The following is a 16,928-nucleotide window of genomic DNA, read 5'->3' as shown; positions in this document are numbered from 1 at the left end:
CCTGAGCAAAAATAGGCAAAGATTTTTTCCTGCAAGCCGGTCAGATACCGTACACTATAGCGTTTGCGCACTGGCGTAAATCTCGTTTTTCTGAACAAATTTTGGTGACATACTCATGAATAACTTGCAATGGCTCGATGAAGTAAAATTTAACGAACAGGGATTAGTGCCAGCCATTGCACAGCATCATCAAACCGGTCGGGTGTTGATGGTGGCCTGGATGAACCGCGAAGCGCTGGCCTTAACCGCAGAAAAAAATCAGGCGGTGTATTTTTCCCGTTCACGCAACAAACTCTGGCACAAAGGTGAAGAATCCGGTCACTTCCAGACGGTGCATGAAATCCGTCTGGACTGCGATGCTGATGTGATTATCCTGCAAATTGAACAGCATGGCGGCATTGCCTGCCATACTGGCCGTGAATCCTGCTTCTATCGCAAACTGACTCCGAATGGCTGGGAAATTGTTGATGCGCAGCTGAAAGACCCGAATGCGATTTATGGCGAGAAGTCCAGCAATCCGCACACCTTGGCCATGAATGCCTCCACTGCGCAATCTGAACAGGTCGAAATTCTGAGCTATTTAGGCAAAATGATGGCTGAACGTAAAGCCGCCGATCCGGATTCTTCGTATGTGGCCAAGCTGTATCACAAAGGCCTGAACAAGATTCTGGAAAAAGTTGGTGAAGAAAGCGTAGAAACTATTCTGGCAGCCAAGGAATATCAGGCTGCAGCTTATGAAGACAATAAAAATGACCTGATCTATGAAGTGGCTGACTTATGGTTCCACAGCCTGGTCATGCTCGGCTATTTCAATCTGGACCCGCAACTGATTCTGAATGAACTGGCACGCCGTCAGGGCTTATCCGGTCTGGTGGAAAAAGCCAACCGTACTCAGGCTTAAGCTGTCGCCCTGTGTCTGAGCTGAAGAAACCGACCGCCACCTATGAGCAGGCCACTGCCATTGATAACGCACGTCTGGGTAAATCCTTCAAGGTGATTGCCTATGCCGGCACAGGGAAAACCACTACCCTACAGATGATCAGTGAAGCCATGCCGGAGCGGCGTGGCATGTATCTGGCCTTTAACAAATCCATTGCTGCAGAAGCACAACACAAGTTTCATCGCAATGTCGATTGTCGCACCTTTCACTCGCTGGCCTTCCGTAGTGTTCCACGTGGAGTCACCGACAAACTGCGCCTGCCGCGCCTGAGTCCGAGTTTTATTGCCAAGGAATATCGTCTCGAACCGATTACCCTGCGCCGGATGATGGGTGGCCGCTATGAAAAATATGTGCTGATGCCGTCACGGCTGGCCAGTCTGGTGGCCAATGCCGTTGGCTATTTCTGCTCGACCAGCTCGCAATATCCGGCACCACGGCATATTCAGGCACCGAACTGGCTGCACCCTGATGATGCCGAGCTGCTGCAAAAACATTTGTATCCGGCAGTGGAACGGCGCTGGCTGGAATCAATTGATCCGAACCATCAGGCCGGAATCGGTCATGATATTTACCTGAAACTGTGGGCGCTGTCGGAACCGAATATTCCGGCCGATTATGTGCTGTTTGATGAAGCGCAAGATGCCGACCCGCTAATGCTGGGGATTCTGCTCAAACAACGCAACACCCAGGTGATTTATGTGGGCGATGCCCATCAGCAAATTTATGCCTGGCGCGGTGCCATCAACGCCATGCAGCAACTGCCTTTGCCGGAGTCGCGCTTAACCACCTCATTCCGTTTTGGTCCGGACATCGCCATGACCGCCAATGCCATTCTCGGCGGCTTAAATGAAACCGTGCCGCTGCTCGGCAACCCGGATTTACATTCCAAAGTGGTGAACAAGCCGCATACCAAACAGCGCGATGCGATTTTATGCCGCACCAATGCCCGGGCGATGGAATTGCTGCTGGCCGGTCTGGTACATGGTGACAAGGTCAGCCTGCAGGCCGATCATGTCAAACTGAACCGCTTTGTCGATGCCGCCAGTATGCTGAAACAGGGCCGCCGCGTCACCGATGTGCCGGAACTGGCCTGGTTTAACTCCTGGCACGATGTACATGAATATTGCGAAACCAATGAAGGCAGCGACATTAAGCCGCTGGTAAAACTGGTGGATGATCATGGTACTGATCCGCTGAAAAAGGCGCTGGCCAAAATCACCCCGATTGGCCAGGCGGACTATATTATTTCGACCGCGCACAAAGCCAAAGGGCTGGAATGGGACCGCGTGCATCTGGAAGATGACTATCAGTTCAAGGTCAATGAACGCGATCATAAAATTAGTGATGAAGAGTTACGATTACTGTACGTGGCCTGCACACGTGCTAAAGTAAGCTTAAATATCCATCATATTTACGATCTGGTGCAACAGCTGAAACAGCAGATGCCGGTGTCCTTGCGTAAGGCGGTGGGTTAAAGCATGCAGGTGACCCATGAAAATTCAGTCTGTCCAGTTCAAGCACATCACCCACTTTACCGACCTTCAGCTGCAACTGCATCCGCAGCAACAGCCTGTGGCCTTAATTCTAGGCAATCAGAGTTCCGGTAAAACCTCGCTACTGCGCTTTACCTATCAGGCACTGACCTGGTTTGCGGCCCGTTATAAAGATTTACGCACCTCCGGACTGGTCATGCTTGATCAGGACATTATGCACACCCGGCTGCAGTCCAAAATTGACCTGTGCGTGTGTTTTCCCAAAGACATTGGCAGCCTGCCAGAAAACAGCGATGCCCAACAGCAGGACCGTCAGTGCTGTGACTGGCAGCTGTATAAAACCCTGAACAGCAACGGCGTCGGGGTCAGTAAGGCTGAAACCCAGAAACTGGAAAAAATGGTCAGCTTGTACCAGCAGGCCGTAAAACAGGACCCGCTACAAGGCCTGCCATTAATTGCCTATTACCCAGCCGAGCGTTTTGTCAATGAAGTCAATCTGCTGAGTAAAAACAATCCGCTGATTTTTCAGGCCGTACATGCCTATGAAATTTCGGCCATCCCCTTCACCACCTTTACACGCTTCTTTGAGTGGTTCCGGGAAATTTCCGATATTGAAAATGCCCAGAGTGCCCAGCTGATTGAGCAGTTATTACATCCGCAGCATCCCGACGCAGAACCTCCACGGTGTGACAAACTGATGCAGGCACATGCCCAGATGCACGCACCCAGCCTGCAGGCCCTGCGCGACGCACTACAAATTGTGCTACCGGAACTGAGCCAGATTTATCTGCAATATCATCCGAAACTGCAATTAATGGTCACCTATCAGGGCAAAACCCAGCTCTATCAGCAGCTGTCCAACAGTATCCGCAACTGGATTGCACTGGTCGGCGATATTGTGCGGCGTTTATGTCTGCTCAATCCTTATAGCCTGTACCCCACCTTGGAAGGCGATGGCATTCTGCTGATTGATCAGGTCGATCATCAGCTTGATCAGGATATGGCCTCGGTAATTCTGGCGCGTTTGCATCAGGCTTTTCCGGCACTGCAGATTATTGCCACCGGTAACCGCACGGCACTCTTGGAAAATGCCGAAGACTATCAATGTTTAAGGCTGGATCAGCAGCAATTGCATCCAATTCATTTGCAACCGGTGCAGGAACAGCTGGACGCTATTTATGCCCAGTTTATGCAGACTGAAGTCAGCAGCAGCGATGAAAGCCTGAGTGAAGCGGTACAGGAGCCCACCAGCGTAGATGACATCTATCAGCAGATTCAGCAGCAACTGAGTGCCGAACAGCAGGAAGCCTTGCTGAAACGGCTGCAAAATGATGATGACACCTCGACCCCACATCCGTTGCCTTAAATACGGCTTTGAATAGAGGGGAATATCGGAAAATCAGCCGAAAAAATCCGGTCTGATCTAACAATTTCATCCTGAAAAAAGTTCGGCGGCGTATAATGTCTGCCGTGTGCGCAAAAACAAATTGATGTTGTTTTATTCATGTAATAAAATCAATCAGATTTATATTTTTATAGTAAAATCCGATTTGCTATAAGTTTCTCAAGTTGCGCAACACAACTTGTTTATTTAGACATAATTCTATTTTTCGGCTTTCAAGATTGAGTATTTTGGACTGCTCCTTGCATTCCTGTAATCCTTGAAAGATAAGATTCACCCTTAGGTTTTGAACCTATCAAGACAATGGATACGAGTGTGCTATCGATTATTATATTGCTACCGCTGGTACTTGGCACAACCCTTGTCTCGTGGCTGAAGCAATTCTCGCGCGGGGTAACGGCTTTAGGGGCGATAGGAGTCAGTTTAAGCAGTCTGATCCTGTTACTGACTCAAGCAAAGGATGTCTTTAATGGCGCCACCATCATTCAGTCATGGTCGTGGCTACCCCAGTTAGGGATTGATTTAAGCTTTCGCCTGGATGCTTTAGGTTTATTATTTTCTTTGCTGATTACCGGTATCGGTACCCTCATCTTTATTTATGCTTATTATTATTTAAGCCCCAAAAACTCCCTCAGCAAACTGTATCTCCTGCTCATGCTGTTTATGGCAGCCATGCTCGGGATTTCATTGTCGAATAACCTGATTATCCTGCTGGTGTTCTGGGAACTGACCAGTATTTCCTCCTTCCTGCTGGTGGGTTACTGGAGCAATTACGAAGCGGCTCAACGCGGCTCACGTATGGCCCTGACCATTACCGGCATGGGTGGCTTGGCTATGCTCGGTGGTTTTGTCCTGCTCGGACAGATCACCGGCACCTATGAGCTAGACCAGATTCTGACCATGACCGATCAGATTCAAAGCCATGCGCTGTTTGTACCCAGTTTATTGCTGATTTTACTCGGCGCCTTTACCAAAAGTGCCCAGTTCCCGTTCCATTTCTGGTTGCCGAATGCCATGGCGGCACCAACGCCGGTATCGGCCTATCTGCACTCCGCGACCATGGTGAAAGCCGGAATTTTCCTGCTGGCGCGTCTGCTGCCAATTTTTGCCGGCGCGGCGCTGTACCATAATCTGGTCACCTTTGTTGGTCTGTTTACCCTGTGTATCGCGGCTTTCTTTGCCATTTTCAAAGAAGATCTGAAAGGTCTGCTGGCCTATTCCACCATCAGCCATTTGGGCCTGATTGTCTGCCTGCTCGGGATTGGTTCTCCGCTGGCCGTAGCTGCAGCCATTTTCCATATTATTAACCACGCCACCTTTAAAGCGGCGCTGTTCATGATTGCCGGGATTATTGACCATGAATCCGGCACCCGTGATTTACGCAAACTGAGTGGCTTATGGCAGCTGTTACCGTTTACCGGTACGCTGACCATGATTACGGCTGCGTCGATGGCAGGTGTGCCTCTGTTCAACGGCTTCCTGTCCAAAGAAATGTTCTTTACCGAACTGCTGGCCAATTTAAGCGGACCGGTGGTGGTGATCTCGGCAATTGTCGCGACACTGGCCGGTATTTTTGCCGTGGCCTATTCGGTGCGCTTAGTGCATGGCGTGTTCTTCGATGGCCCGATTGGCAAAGACGTACCCAATAAAGATGCACATGAACCGCCAATGGGCATGCGCGCACCGGCCCTGATTCTGGCGATTTTATGTATTGCGGTCGGCCTGTTCCCTGCCCTGCTGGTTGAGCATCTGGTCAATAGCACCACCCGTGCCAGTACCCAGCTGATGAATTTTGAAGGCACCCATCTGGCCATCTGGCACGGCTTGAACCTGCCATTGCTAATGAGTGTGATTGCGCTGGTGGGCGGTCTGGTGATGTATTTTGCCCTGGCCAAAGGCGGCCGTATCCGCGAGATTGATCTCGATCCGGCATTGGGTCGCTTACAGGGACGGGTGTTATTTGACCTGTTCTTAAAAGGCCTATTGCTGAACTCGCGCCGCTTTAAACGCCTCACCGAAAACGGCTCCCTACAAAGTTATCTGTTCTGGATTCTGGTGTTTACCATTGCACTGGTGTCGGTGCCGCTGCTGAATCAGGGGATTGGTACCGGTACGCGTGAGCTGACCCAGGCACCTGCGATTGCCATTGTCTTGTGGCTATTATTATTCAGTGCCTGCTGGATGATGCTGTGGTTCCATCATGAACGGATTAAAGCCGTATTAATCAGTGGTGCTGTCGGTCTGGTGGTAACCATGATCTTTGTAACCCTGTCAGCTCCGGATCTGGCCCAAACCCAGATTACCGTCGATGTGGTGACCACCGTGCTGTTACTGATGAGCCTGTCACTGCTGCCACAATTAACCCCGTATGAATCAAGCAGCACCCGCCGCTGGCGCGATGCCGGAATTGCAATTCTGGCCGGTGCTGGCATCAGCTGGCTGGCCTGGTTAATCATGACCCGTGATCACAACTCGATTTCATGGTTCTTTAACCAGCAGTCAATTCCACTGGGCGGCGGCACCAACGTGGTCAACGTGATTCTGGTCGACTTCCGTGGCTTCGATACCTTCGGCGAAATTACCGTACTCGGTATTGCTGCCATTGGTGCCCTCTGCCTGATGGATGGTATGCGTGCCCACGGCACCACCATGACTCAGGGCCTGACCTATCGTTTTAATCCATCTCCACTGATGCTGCGCATGACCGCTTCCTGGATTTTACCGGTGGCCTTAGTGGTCAGCCTGTATATTTTCCTGCGCGGGCACAACCTGCCAGGCGGCGGCTTTATTGCCGGACTGGTCACGTCAATGGCATTGATCATTCAGTACATTGCCATTGGTCAGGACCAAACCGAGCAAATGTTGAAAGCCAAATCCGGACGTTTATATGAAATCTGGATTGGTTCCGGTCTGACCATTGCCGGCCTGACCGGGATTGCAGCCTGGTTCTGGGGTCGTCCATTCCTGACCAGCGCGCATATTTATGTCAATCCGCCGGTGATTGGTGAACTGCATTTGGCTTCAGCGGCACTGTTTGATGTCGGAGTTTACGTTACCGTTGTCGGGGCAACCATGTTGCTGATTTCCGTGCTGGGCGACTCGCGTCACTCCAGTATGTCTGGTCCAATTCCTCGGGGGTAAGCATGATTAGTATCGAATTTTTAGTCGCAACCTCTGTAGGTTTACTGGTCGCCACCGGCGTGTACCTGATCTTAAGGGCACGTACCTTTCCGGTGGTACTGGGCCTGGCCATGATTGGTTATGCAGTCAATATTTTCCTGTTCGCCATGGGCCGGATTCAGCTGAATGCACCGGCCATTTTAACCACGGCGGTGCAATCCACTGACCCTTTACCGCAAGCGCTGGTGCTGACTGCTATTGTAATTGGCTTTGCTACCACCGCCTTTGTGGTGCAACTGGCCTTACGCAGCCGTTATGAATCGGGAACCGACCATGTGGATGCCAAAGATGATCCTGCTTTACTTGACCCACGTGAGGATGAGCCATAATGCATGACTTTATCCAATTCTGGGCGCAACACACTCCTATTCTCAGCATCCTGCTGCCGGCCTTTACCGGTTTTATTCTGGTGCTGCTGGGCAACCCGGGCTCGGGTTCGCTGTCGTATGACTGGCGTCAGCCGTGGCGTCGTGGCATCAGCCTGATTTCCACTATTCTCGGACTGGGACTGGCGATCAGCTATTTGATGCTGGCCAAAACTGGCCAGATTACCGTCTACAACCTGTCCGAATGGTCAGCTCCATTCGGGATTGTACTGGTGCTAGATCAGCTGTCTGCGCTAATGCTGGTGCTGACTTACGGTCTGGCCTTGCCAGTGCTGTGGTTCGCCTGCCAGCAATGGGATGAACGTGGCCGCTATTTCCATGCCATGTTCCATTTCCTGATGATGGGCTTGTGTGGGGCTTTCCTCACCGGCGATTTATTTAACCTGTTCGTATTTTTTGAAGTACTGCTGCTGGCTTCGTATGTGCTGTTGCTGCATAGCCAGGGCAAACCGCGCTTTCAGCTTGGGGTGCATTACGTCACCATCAACCTGCTGGCTTCAGCGCTGTTCCTGATTGGTCTGGGTATGATTTACGGCAGTGTCGGCAGCCTCAACATGGCCGATGTGGCCCGTTTAATACCGACGCTGGCAGAAGATCAGCATCGTCTGGCGGTGGTCGGCGGCTTGATCCTGTTTATTGTGTTCGGGATTAAAGCGGCAATGCTGCCAGTCGGCTTCTGGTTACCGAAAACCTATGCCGTAGCAGCCACCCCTGTGGCGGCGATCTTTACCATTATGACCAAGGTCGGGATTTATGCGATTTTAAGGGTCAATGGGACGGTCTTTGATGATGAACTGAGCCAGAAAATTCTCAGCAACTGGTTATTGCCAATTGGCCTGATTACCTCACTGTATGGCGTCATTGGCGCAATTGGGGCAGAACGCTTACGCCGTTTTGTCGGTTTTATGATGCTGTCGTCGATTGGCACCATCCTGATTGCGATTGCCCTGTTTAGCACCCAGGCCTGGACAGCAGCGCTGTATTATCTGGTACACAGTACCTTAATTGCCGCGGCCTTCTATCTGTTCTGCGGCTGGGTCACGGCGCAGCGCGGTGAATTTAAGGATCACTTTAATATCGCCCCGCAAATGAAACAGCATAAAGTGATGTCTATTATCTATCTGCTGATTGCACTGATGATTGCCGGCCTGCCGCCTTTTAGTGGCTTCCTCGGTAAAGTGTTCTTGTTACAGGCCACCGCTGATGCGCCTTATCAGGGCATTATTATTGCGGTGGTGCTGCTGGTCGGTTTACTCAGTATTCTGGCCCTGACCCGGGTTGGCTTTATCCTGTTCTGGCGCGCATCGCGTCCGGAAGATGATCCGGACAATGACGCCTATCACAGCTACCAGGCCCTCCCAGCCAAGGCCCCGAAAGGCAATGACAAGGCCATTTACCTGTTATTGGCGGCACTGGTGGCTTATGTGGTTTTTGCCAATCCAATCCAGCGTTATGCCTTTAGCACGGCCCAGCAAATGCAGAACAACCGTCTGTATGAAATGGCGGTGTTAAAGCAGGATGAAACCGGCCAGGTGATTAGCGTCCAGCCTTATGATCCGAACTATTTGCCAGAAACCAAATACAGTGGTGAAAAACCGGACCCGAATGCCAAGCTGATTCCGTATGTGATCAGTCCAAATACACTGGAAGGTGAGCATATTTCGGACTATAAACAACGTCAGATCAATCAGCAGATTGAGCAGGACGCCGCAAGCAACGACCTGCCACAACTTAAACCTATGGAGCCATAACTATGCAAAAAACATCGTTTTGGGATATCTGGCTGCCACATCCCTTTGTTTCGGTGATTGTGGCCATTAGCTGGTTGTTACTGGCACATAGTGTTTCTGCCGGCAATCTGCTGATGGCATTGATCCTGAGTATCCTGATTCCATTGATGGTCAAACCGTTTATTGCCCGCACCCCGAATATCCACTGGGTGCCAGCCTTTAAACTGTTCTGGGTGGTGGTCTGGGACATTATCCTGTCCAATATCCGTGTCGCCAAACAGGTGCTGGGACCCACCGATGCGCTGCATCCGAAATGGTTCCGTGTACCGCTGGAGACCGAGCATGAACAGGTCAATACCCTGTTGGCGATGATCATTACCACCACGCCGGGGACGGTCACGGCCGGTATTGACCAGGACCGCGGCGATATTCTGGTGCATGCCTTAAGTACCGATGATGAAGAAGCTGAAATTGCCCTGATCAAGAGCCGTTATGAACAGCCGCTGATTGAAATCTTTAACGTCAAGACAGGAGCGGCCTCATGATGATATTGCCTTATGCGCTTGGCATCTGCCTGATTGCCATTGCCGGTTCGATGTTTATGTGCCTGATTCGCCTGATTATGGGACCGTCAATTGTGGATCGTCTGCTGGCGCTGGATACCCTGTTTTTAAATGCAACCTGTCTGATTGTGGTGCTGGGCATTTACTGGACCAGCACTTCACTGTTTGAAGGTGCATTACTGGTGGCGATGCTGGGCTTTGTTTCAACCGCTGCCCTGGCCCGTTACTTCACCTCTGGCCACGTGATTGATTAGGAGAACAGCATGCAACTGATGATGGAAATCCTGGTCTCCATTTTCCTGTTAATCGGCACCTTCTTTATGCTGGTTGGCGGGATTGGCATGATTCGTCTGCCGGACCTGTTTATGCGCCTGCATGCCCCGACCAAGTCCAGTACCTTAGGTCTGGGCAGCTTCCTGATTGCTGCCATTATTTATTCGGCTTATCTGGGGCGCTTCGGTTTTGCCGAAGTGCTGATTACCCTGTTTGCCTTTATTACCGCGCCGGTATCGGCCAACCTGATGGCACAGGCAGCCCTGCATTTACGTCTGCGCTCGATGAGTGGTGAAGTCCCAGAAACCCTGGAACGTCCGCTACCATGGCAGCGTAGCCGTCGCCGTGCCTTTAGTGATCGTGAACCACTGGGCAGAATCAAACCCTCTAAAGATGAATAAGTCTTCGCGTCATCTTCTAAAAAACCTGACCCGGATTGTTCCTGGTCAGGTTTTTTATGCTGTCTCAACCCGCCCTGCCCTTGCCTGATTGCACCGCTGAGAAATAGCAAGTCAAGCAATTACGGATGACATAAAAAAGCCACCCGAAGGTGGCTTTTTTGCATAGACCTGCTGGCCTACTTATTCTTCATCTTTTTTTGCATCGGCAGCTGGTAAATCTTTTACTGCTTCTGCAATCAGACCAAACATATAGTTACCGTAGGCATTGGTTTTGTCGTAATGGAAACGCAAACGCGGCGTAATCCGGGTCTTGATACGACGGCTCAGCTCATGGCGCAGGAAACCGGAGGCTTTGTTGAGCACATCCAGGGTTTCCTTGTTTGCCGCTTCACTTTGCTCATCGCCAAGTTCACGACCCATTACGGTCACATACACTTCGGCATAGCCTAAATCTGGGCTGACTTTCACCGCCGAGATGGTCACCAGACCACCCAGACGTGGATCTTTCAGCTCCTGGCGGATCAGGTCGGACAACTCGCGTTGTACCGTATCTGCCATTCGCTTAAGACGCTGACTACCCGCCATTAAAGACTCCGTTTAATTAGTTGGACATCGTACACTTCAATCTTGTCTTGTACTTTGATGTCTTTATAGCCTTTGACTGCAAGACCACATTCCATACCAGCACGGACTTCTTCCACCACGTCTTTATAACGACGCAGAGATTCAAGTTCGCCCTGGAACACCACCACATCATCACGTAATACGCGAATCGGCTTGTTACGGTGTAAAGTACCTTCCAGTACCATACAGCCTGCTGCTGCACCGAACTTGCTTGAGTGGAATACTTCACGGACTTCCGCCACACCCAGAATCGTTTCACGGTGTTCTGGTGCCAGCTTGCCGCTCATCGCATCTTTCACGTCATCAATCAATTGATAGATGATCGAGTAGTAACGGATGTCGATACCGTCAGCATCGGCTTTTTGACGTGCAGTATTGTCGGCACGAACGTTAAAGCCCAGCAGTACCGCTTCTGAAGATTCAGCCAGCGTTACGTCAGATTCAGTGATCGCACCGACACCTGAACCAATCACACGGACTTTCACTTCATCCGTTGAAAGCTCGGCCAGTGCCACGTGTAATGCTTCCAGCGTACCACGTACGTCAGTTTTCAGTACCACATTCACAATCGGCACATCTTTCTTGCCCATAGACGCCATGATGTTCTCAAGACGCATTGCAGACTGACGCTCAAGACGTTTCTGACGTTCACGATCCATACGCGCATCAGCAACTTCACGCGCTTTCTTCTCGTCATTGACCACCAGTACTTCATCACCCGCCATTGGCGCTTCTGGCAGACCCAGAATTTCCACTGGAATTGATGGACCAGCAGACTTGATGCGTTTACCGTTTTCATCGGTCATGGCACGTACACGGCCATAAGATGAACCGGCAAGTACCAAGTCACCCACTTTCAGGGTACCGTTTTGAACCAGAATCGAGGTCACTGCACCACGGCCTTTATCAACACGTGCTTCAATCACCACACCTTGTGCTGCACCTTCTTCAGAGGCTTTCAATTCCATCATTTCTGCTTGAATTGAAATCAGGTCAAGTAATTCGTCAATGCCGGCACCGGTATGCGCGGAAACTTTGGCGACTGGAACATCACCGCCCCATTCTTCAGGCACGATTTCCTTGGTGGTTAATTCGTTCAGTACGCGGTCTGGATCAGCTGAATCTTTGTCCATCTTGTTGATGGCAACAATGATTGGCGTACCCGCTGCACGCGCATGGTCAATCGCTTCTGCAGTTTGTGGCATCACGCCATCATCTGCTGCAACCACCAACACCACGATATCAGTCGCTTTGGCACCACGTGAACGCATCGCGGTAAACGCGGCGTGACCCGGAGTATCTAGGAAGGTGATGATACCTTTGTCTGTTGTCACATGGTAAGCACCGATATGCTGGGTAATACCACCGGCTTCGCCTTGTGCCACTTTAGCACGGCGGATACGGTCAAGAAGCGAGGTTTTACCATGGTCAACGTGACCCATGATGGTAACAACAGGTGGACGCGTAGTTTGCTCACCACGTGCTTCTTCAGCCGCTTCCAGCAGGTTGTCTTCAGCCGCAGTTTCAGACACCAGCACCGGATTGTGGCCCATTTCTTCAACCACAAGCACCGCAGTATCCTGATCAATGGCCTGGTTTTGTGTGACCAGCTCACCCATCTTCATCAGGGTCTTGATTACTTCACGTACTTTAATTGCCATTTTCGCAGCCAAGTCAGCCACAATAATGGTTTCACCAATTTCTACATCATAAACCTGTTTTTTCACCGGTTTTTCAAAGCCATGCTTGTTGGCCTGACTGGTTTTTAAACCACGTTTATGCGAGTTGTCACGGAATGACTGTTCTTCACCACGACGGCCGCCTTTCTTCTGGCCACGGGTATCTTTGGTTCCGCCACCACGTTTGATTTCACGGTCTTCTTTGGCAAATGAATCTTCATACGCCTGACCCACCAGACCTGCGGCCAATGGTGAATCATCAATTACGCGAATGGTCGGTGCAGCATCATCAGATGAATACTTCGATGCCATTTTACGCATTTGCTCAAGGGTACGTTGCTGCGCTTCTTCAGCTGCCTTACGACGTGCAGCTTCTTCAGTCGCTTTCAACTGTGCTGCCTGTTCTTCACGGGCGCGTTTTTGCTCAGGCGTTTCAACCACTTTAACCTGGGCTTTCACCACTGGCTTGTTGGTTGATTTACGCTTCACCACCACAGCGGCTTTAGAAGTTTCCTGTTTGGCGGTTTCCTGTTTCGCAGCAGCACGCATTGCTTCTAAGGCCTGTTTGGCTTTAGATTCGCCTTTGCTGGCAGCTTCTGGCGCAGCTTTTGGCTTCGCCGGTTCACGGGCTTGCTGTTCAGCTGCTTTGGCTTCTGCTTCAGCCTGTGCTTTGGCCAAAGCTTCTGCTTTGATTTGCTCAGGGTCTGGCTTGACAAATGTATGCTTCTTGCGCACTTCTACATTAATTGTTTTCGCCTTACCTGACGTACTTGCCACTTTAGCAGTACTGGTAGTTTTACGTTTCAACGTGATTTGTCCTGCATTACCCGCATCTTGACCATGTACTTTTTTCAAGTGGGTCACGAGGGTATCTTGTTGTTCAGTGGAAATAATGTCGTCAGCTTTACGTTGCGGTAAACCTGCATCACGAACCTGCTCCAGGAGTTTCTCAACTGGACGTCCTACGCTGAGCGCTAACTCTTTAATCGTCTTGTCCGTCATACATTACCTCCTAGTTAAACCATGATTCGCGTGCTTTCATAATGAGTTGACCCGCTTTGTCAGCACCTAGACCTTCAATATCTGCGATATCGTCGGTGGCCTGGTCTGCCAAGTCATCAACGGTCACTACACCACGAGCAGCAAGCGCATAGGCGATCTCTTGTGTCATCCCTTCCATTGCCAGAAGTTCGTCACTCGGATCCTGAATATTTTCTTGCTGTTTTAACGCATCTGCCAAAGCCACTTCTTTGGCACGACTTTGCAATAATTCAACCAGCTCGGCATCAAGCTCAATTTCATCAAATGTTTCTGCTGGTACATAGGCAATCTCTTCCAGTGAAGTGAAGCCCATTTCAACCAGTGCCATCGCCAGGTCCTCTGCAATGTCCAAACGCGATACAAACATATCCAGATATTGCTGCGCTTCATTTTGCTGACGCGCGTAATATTCTTCTTCCAGCATCATGTCCAGTTTATAACCGGTCAGTTCAGATGCCAGACGTACGTTTTGACCTTGTGAACCAATGGCACGGGCCAATTGATCGCTGGTGGCAAAAATAATGTCAGCAGTACGTGCATCTTCATCAATCACGATACTCGATACATCAGCCGGCTCTAAAGCGCTGGCAATGTACTGTGCCGGATCATCTGACCACACCACCACATCAATACGTTCACCATTAAGTTCCTGCTGGACTGCCTGGATACGCGTACCACGCATACCAATACATGCACCAACCGGATCAATACGATGATCGTTGGTTTTCACTGCAATCTTAGCACGAACGCCTGGTTGACGCGCAGCCGCCTTGATTTCAATGATTTCTTCAGAAATTTCAGGAATTTCTTTTTTCATTAACGCCATCAGCATTTCAGGTTTCGCACGTGACAATAGTAATTGCGCACCACGACCTTCACGGTTGACGTTAAATAAAATGGCATTCACGCGCTGTTTTGGACGCAGAATTTCCTTTGGAATCATTTCTTCACGTGCCAGATACGCTTCGGCATTGTCACCTAAATCAATGATAAAGCCATCTTTGGTCTGCTTTTTCACTTCACCGTAAATCAGCTCGCCCACTTTGGCTTCATAAGCATCGGCAACGAGTGCACGTTCTGCTTCACGAATTTTCTGAACAATTACCTGTTTGGCAATTTGCGCCGCAATACGACCGAAATCAATTGATTCCACTTCAAGTTCGCGAATGTCACCAATTGACCACTGCGCCGGATCGACATCAGAAATCGCATCCTGACATGCTGGCATTTCATGATCTTCATCCGCCACCACTTCCCATTGACGGAAAGTACGGTAGTCACCTGTTTTACGGTCGATTTCTACACGTAAACGTGCTTCTTCCGCATTTGTGCCTTCGTAAAATTTCTTTTTCGTCGCAGCAACAAGAGCCTGCTCTAGCGCCTCAAAGATTGCTTCACGACTTACACCTTTTTCGTTACTAACCGTTTCAACGACGGTAAGAATTTCGCGTGCCATAAGTCACCTATTTTAGATTCTTATTTATTGAATTAATCTTGATAAACCAGATTGGCCTTATCGATATTATGGCTGTCAATTTCCAGCACTTGCTGTTTTTCAACTTCAACCTGAATGGTTTCATTTTCAAGGTCAACTGCCACCAGTTTCGCCTGGAATTTACGACGGTTTTCTACCGCGCTAATCAAACGCAAGGCAATGGTCTGGCCAATATAGGCAGGAAGCTGTTCCAGCTGGAAAAACGGACGATCCCAACCTGGGGAAGACACTTCGAGTGCATATTCACCTGAGATCGGATCATGAACGTCCAAAATGGCGCCCACTTGCTGAGTCACGCGCACACAATCCTGTACGCCTACACCACGACCCTGCTCGAGTTCACCGTCTTCATTCAGGACCGGTGCGGCATTTTCATCAACCGCTTTGTCGATATAAATACGCAATAGTGAGCGTTTACCTTGTGGCAGGAATTCAATTCCCCACAAATCTACATCACAGGCTGCAACTGCGGGTGCAATCAAGTCCTGGAGTGCCTGGGTTTTATTTGATAGCTTCATTTACTCTCGTCATATGGGTGCGATTCAATGGCCTGATCTGACCACTACAGTCTCATTCAAGCTATAGTAGTAGTGAAACATGACACTTGAGTTTATGCCGTATCCGGCTCATATCGACACTACACGATAGCCAATAAAAAAGGGCGTAAATCGCCCCTATTATTACACAGAAAAACCAATGTCCACTGTGCAAAAAGGCCCACCTTGTTGTGAGCCTCTTAAGAAACTTGGTAGCGGGAGCTGGATTTGAACCAACGACCTTCGGGTTATGAGCCCGACGAGCTACCAGACTGCTCCATCCCGCATCAACGTGCAAAAATTATATACAAAATATGCGCAATTTTCAATGAAAATCGTATGTCCTGTATATGGCGTTATTTATCGCTGAAGAATGAGTAACAAGCGTCAGATTCAACCAACATGAAATATATTACTCAACCATTAAAAATGGTAGCGGGAGCTGGATTTGAACCAACGACCTTCGGGTTATGAGCCCGACGAGCTACCAGACTGCTCCATCCCGCATCAGCGTACAAATAACTCTTCTCAGCTCAAGAAACTTAAGCCGCCTTTTAAAGTTTGCATCTTTAAAAAGGATTGATTGGTAGCGGGAGCTGGATTTGAACCAACGACCTTCGGGTTATGAGCCCGACGAGCTACCAGACTGCTCCATCCCGCATCAACAGAAGTTTTGCTGCATACACCAAACTTATGTTCTGGATTATAAGTTTGGTGCGGAAGGGGGGACTTGAACCCCCACGCCCGAAAGCACTACCACCTCAAGGTAGCGTGTCTACCAATTCCACCACCACCGCAGCTGTGACGCATTCTAGTCGCATCACCGCGAAAAATAAAGGCCTAATTGCAATTATTCGCCAGTTTGAGGTGTAGTTGGTGAAGAATCAGGCAATGTTGCCGGCGCGGTTGTGGTCGCCGGAATTGATTTTAAACTGTAGGCATCGGTGGTTTGCTGTTTGGCAAATACCGCCAGGGTCAGACTGGTGATAAAGAACAAAGCCGTTAAAATTCCAGTCAAACGGGTCATAAAATTACCCGAACCAGAGGCACCAAATACGGTCGCCGCACCGCCGCCACCAAAAGAAGCACCAGCATCTGCCCCTTTGCCGTGCTGAACCAGAATCAGCACAATCATCAAGACGGCTAAAATAATATGTACTACCAGCACAAAAGTTTGCATGCTGA

General features: G+C 49.9%; 14 protein-coding genes and 4 tRNA genes. 9 read left to right on the top strand and 9 right to left on the bottom strand.

Translation table 11 applies throughout. From position 1 onward, the window contains the following. Positions 1-115 precede the first annotated feature (115 nt). From hisIE to F905_RS13595, 9 genes are all read left to right on the top strand, one after another. A complete protein-coding gene (hisIE, locus tag F905_RS13635; RefSeq protein WP_005181811.1) occupies positions 116-901 on the top strand; it encodes a bifunctional phosphoribosyl-AMP cyclohydrolase/phosphoribosyl-ATP diphosphatase HisIE in 786 nt (261 codons plus the stop codon). Between the two features lie 11 nt (positions 902-912). Continuing rightward, positions 913-2,415: a UvrD-helicase domain-containing protein gene (locus F905_RS13630; protein ID WP_005181808.1), complete on the top strand. Its 1,503-nt coding sequence runs from the start codon at positions 913-915 to the stop codon at positions 2,413-2,415. 16 nt (positions 2,416-2,431) lie between these two features. After that, positions 2,432-3,799 carry a PH domain-containing protein gene (locus F905_RS13625; protein WP_005181805.1) on the top strand — a complete coding sequence of 456 codons (1,368 nt, stop codon included), beginning with the start codon at positions 2,432-2,434 and terminating at the stop codon, positions 3,797-3,799. A 339-nt stretch (positions 3,800-4,138) separates the two neighbouring features. Next, positions 4,139-6,976, top strand: coding sequence for a monovalent cation/H+ antiporter subunit A (locus tag F905_RS13620; RefSeq protein WP_005181803.1), 2,838 nt, complete (start codon positions 4,139-4,141; stop codon positions 6,974-6,976). 2 nt (positions 6,977-6,978) lie between these two features. Then, complete coding sequence (locus F905_RS13615) at positions 6,979-7,344, top strand: Na+/H+ antiporter subunit C (protein WP_005181802.1); 366 nt, start codon at positions 6,979-6,981, stop codon at positions 7,342-7,344. After that, positions 7,344-9,152 carry a monovalent cation/H+ antiporter subunit D gene (locus F905_RS13610; RefSeq protein ID WP_005181801.1) on the top strand — a complete coding sequence of 603 codons (1,809 nt, stop codon included), beginning with the start codon at positions 7,344-7,346 and terminating at the stop codon, positions 9,150-9,152. The genes F905_RS13615 and F905_RS13610 overlap by 1 nt, the downstream gene beginning before the upstream one ends. Before the next feature lie 2 nt (positions 9,153-9,154). Beyond that, positions 9,155-9,676: a Na+/H+ antiporter subunit E gene (locus tag F905_RS13605; RefSeq protein ID WP_005181800.1), complete on the top strand. Its 522-nt coding sequence runs from the start codon at positions 9,155-9,157 to the stop codon at positions 9,674-9,676. Further along, positions 9,673-9,948: a monovalent cation/H+ antiporter subunit F gene (locus F905_RS13600; protein ID WP_005181799.1), complete on the top strand. Its 276-nt coding sequence runs from the start codon at positions 9,673-9,675 to the stop codon at positions 9,946-9,948. Before F905_RS13605 ends, F905_RS13600 begins: the two co-directional genes overlap by 4 nt. Positions 9,949-9,957: 9 nt before the next feature. Further along, complete coding sequence (locus F905_RS13595; protein ID WP_005181795.1) at positions 9,958-10,368, top strand: Na+/H+ antiporter subunit G; 411 nt, start codon at positions 9,958-9,960, stop codon at positions 10,366-10,368. 180 nt (positions 10,369-10,548) lie between these two features. On the opposite strand, the gene F905_RS13590 is transcribed toward F905_RS13595, so the two are convergent. The 9 genes from F905_RS13590 to secG all read right to left on the bottom strand — a co-directional run bounded on the left by F905_RS13590 (position 10,549) and on the right by secG (position 16,923). Further along, a complete protein-coding gene (locus F905_RS13590) occupies positions 10,549-10,953 on the bottom strand; it encodes a ribosome-binding factor A (protein WP_005181793.1) in 405 nt (134 codons plus the stop codon). After that, the gene (gene infB, locus F905_RS13585) at positions 10,953-13,673 is read right to left on the bottom strand and encodes a translation initiation factor IF-2 (protein ID WP_005181788.1); all 2,721 of its coding nucleotides are present in this window, start codon (positions 13,671-13,673) and stop codon (positions 10,953-10,955) included. The genes F905_RS13590 and infB overlap by 1 nt, the downstream gene beginning before the upstream one ends. 10 nt (positions 13,674-13,683) lie before the next feature. Then, positions 13,684-15,168, bottom strand: coding sequence for a transcription termination factor NusA (nusA, locus tag F905_RS13580; protein WP_005181786.1), 1,485 nt, complete (start codon positions 15,166-15,168; stop codon positions 13,684-13,686). Positions 15,169-15,200: 32 nt separating this feature from the next. Continuing rightward, positions 15,201-15,725 carry a ribosome maturation factor RimP gene (rimP, locus tag F905_RS13575; RefSeq protein WP_005181784.1) on the bottom strand — a complete coding sequence of 175 codons (525 nt, stop codon included), beginning with the start codon at positions 15,723-15,725 and terminating at the stop codon, positions 15,201-15,203. Between the two features lie 228 nt (positions 15,726-15,953). Further along, positions 15,954-16,030: transfer RNA gene (locus F905_RS13570), tRNA-Met, on the bottom strand. Positions 16,031-16,173: 143 nt separating this feature from the next. Further along, positions 16,174-16,250 (bottom strand) — tRNA-Met (locus tag F905_RS13565). 77 nt (positions 16,251-16,327) lie between these two features. After that, positions 16,328-16,404: transfer RNA gene (locus F905_RS13560), tRNA-Met, on the bottom strand. 51 nt (positions 16,405-16,455) lie between these two features. Continuing rightward, a tRNA-Leu gene (locus F905_RS13555) sits at positions 16,456-16,540 on the bottom strand. A gap of 53 nt (positions 16,541-16,593) precedes the next feature. Continuing rightward, complete coding sequence (gene secG, locus F905_RS13550; RefSeq protein WP_005181783.1) at positions 16,594-16,923, bottom strand: preprotein translocase subunit SecG; 330 nt, start codon at positions 16,921-16,923, stop codon at positions 16,594-16,596. Positions 16,924-16,928: the final 5 nt, after the last annotated feature.

The sequence above is a fragment of the Acinetobacter sp. CIP 53.82 genome, from assembly GCF_000369465.1.
Lineage (GTDB): Bacteria > Pseudomonadota > Gammaproteobacteria > Pseudomonadales > Moraxellaceae > Acinetobacter > Acinetobacter indicus.
The sequence above is the reverse complement of the archived record's forward strand: the minus strand, read 5'-3'. Positions and strand labels throughout refer to the sequence as shown.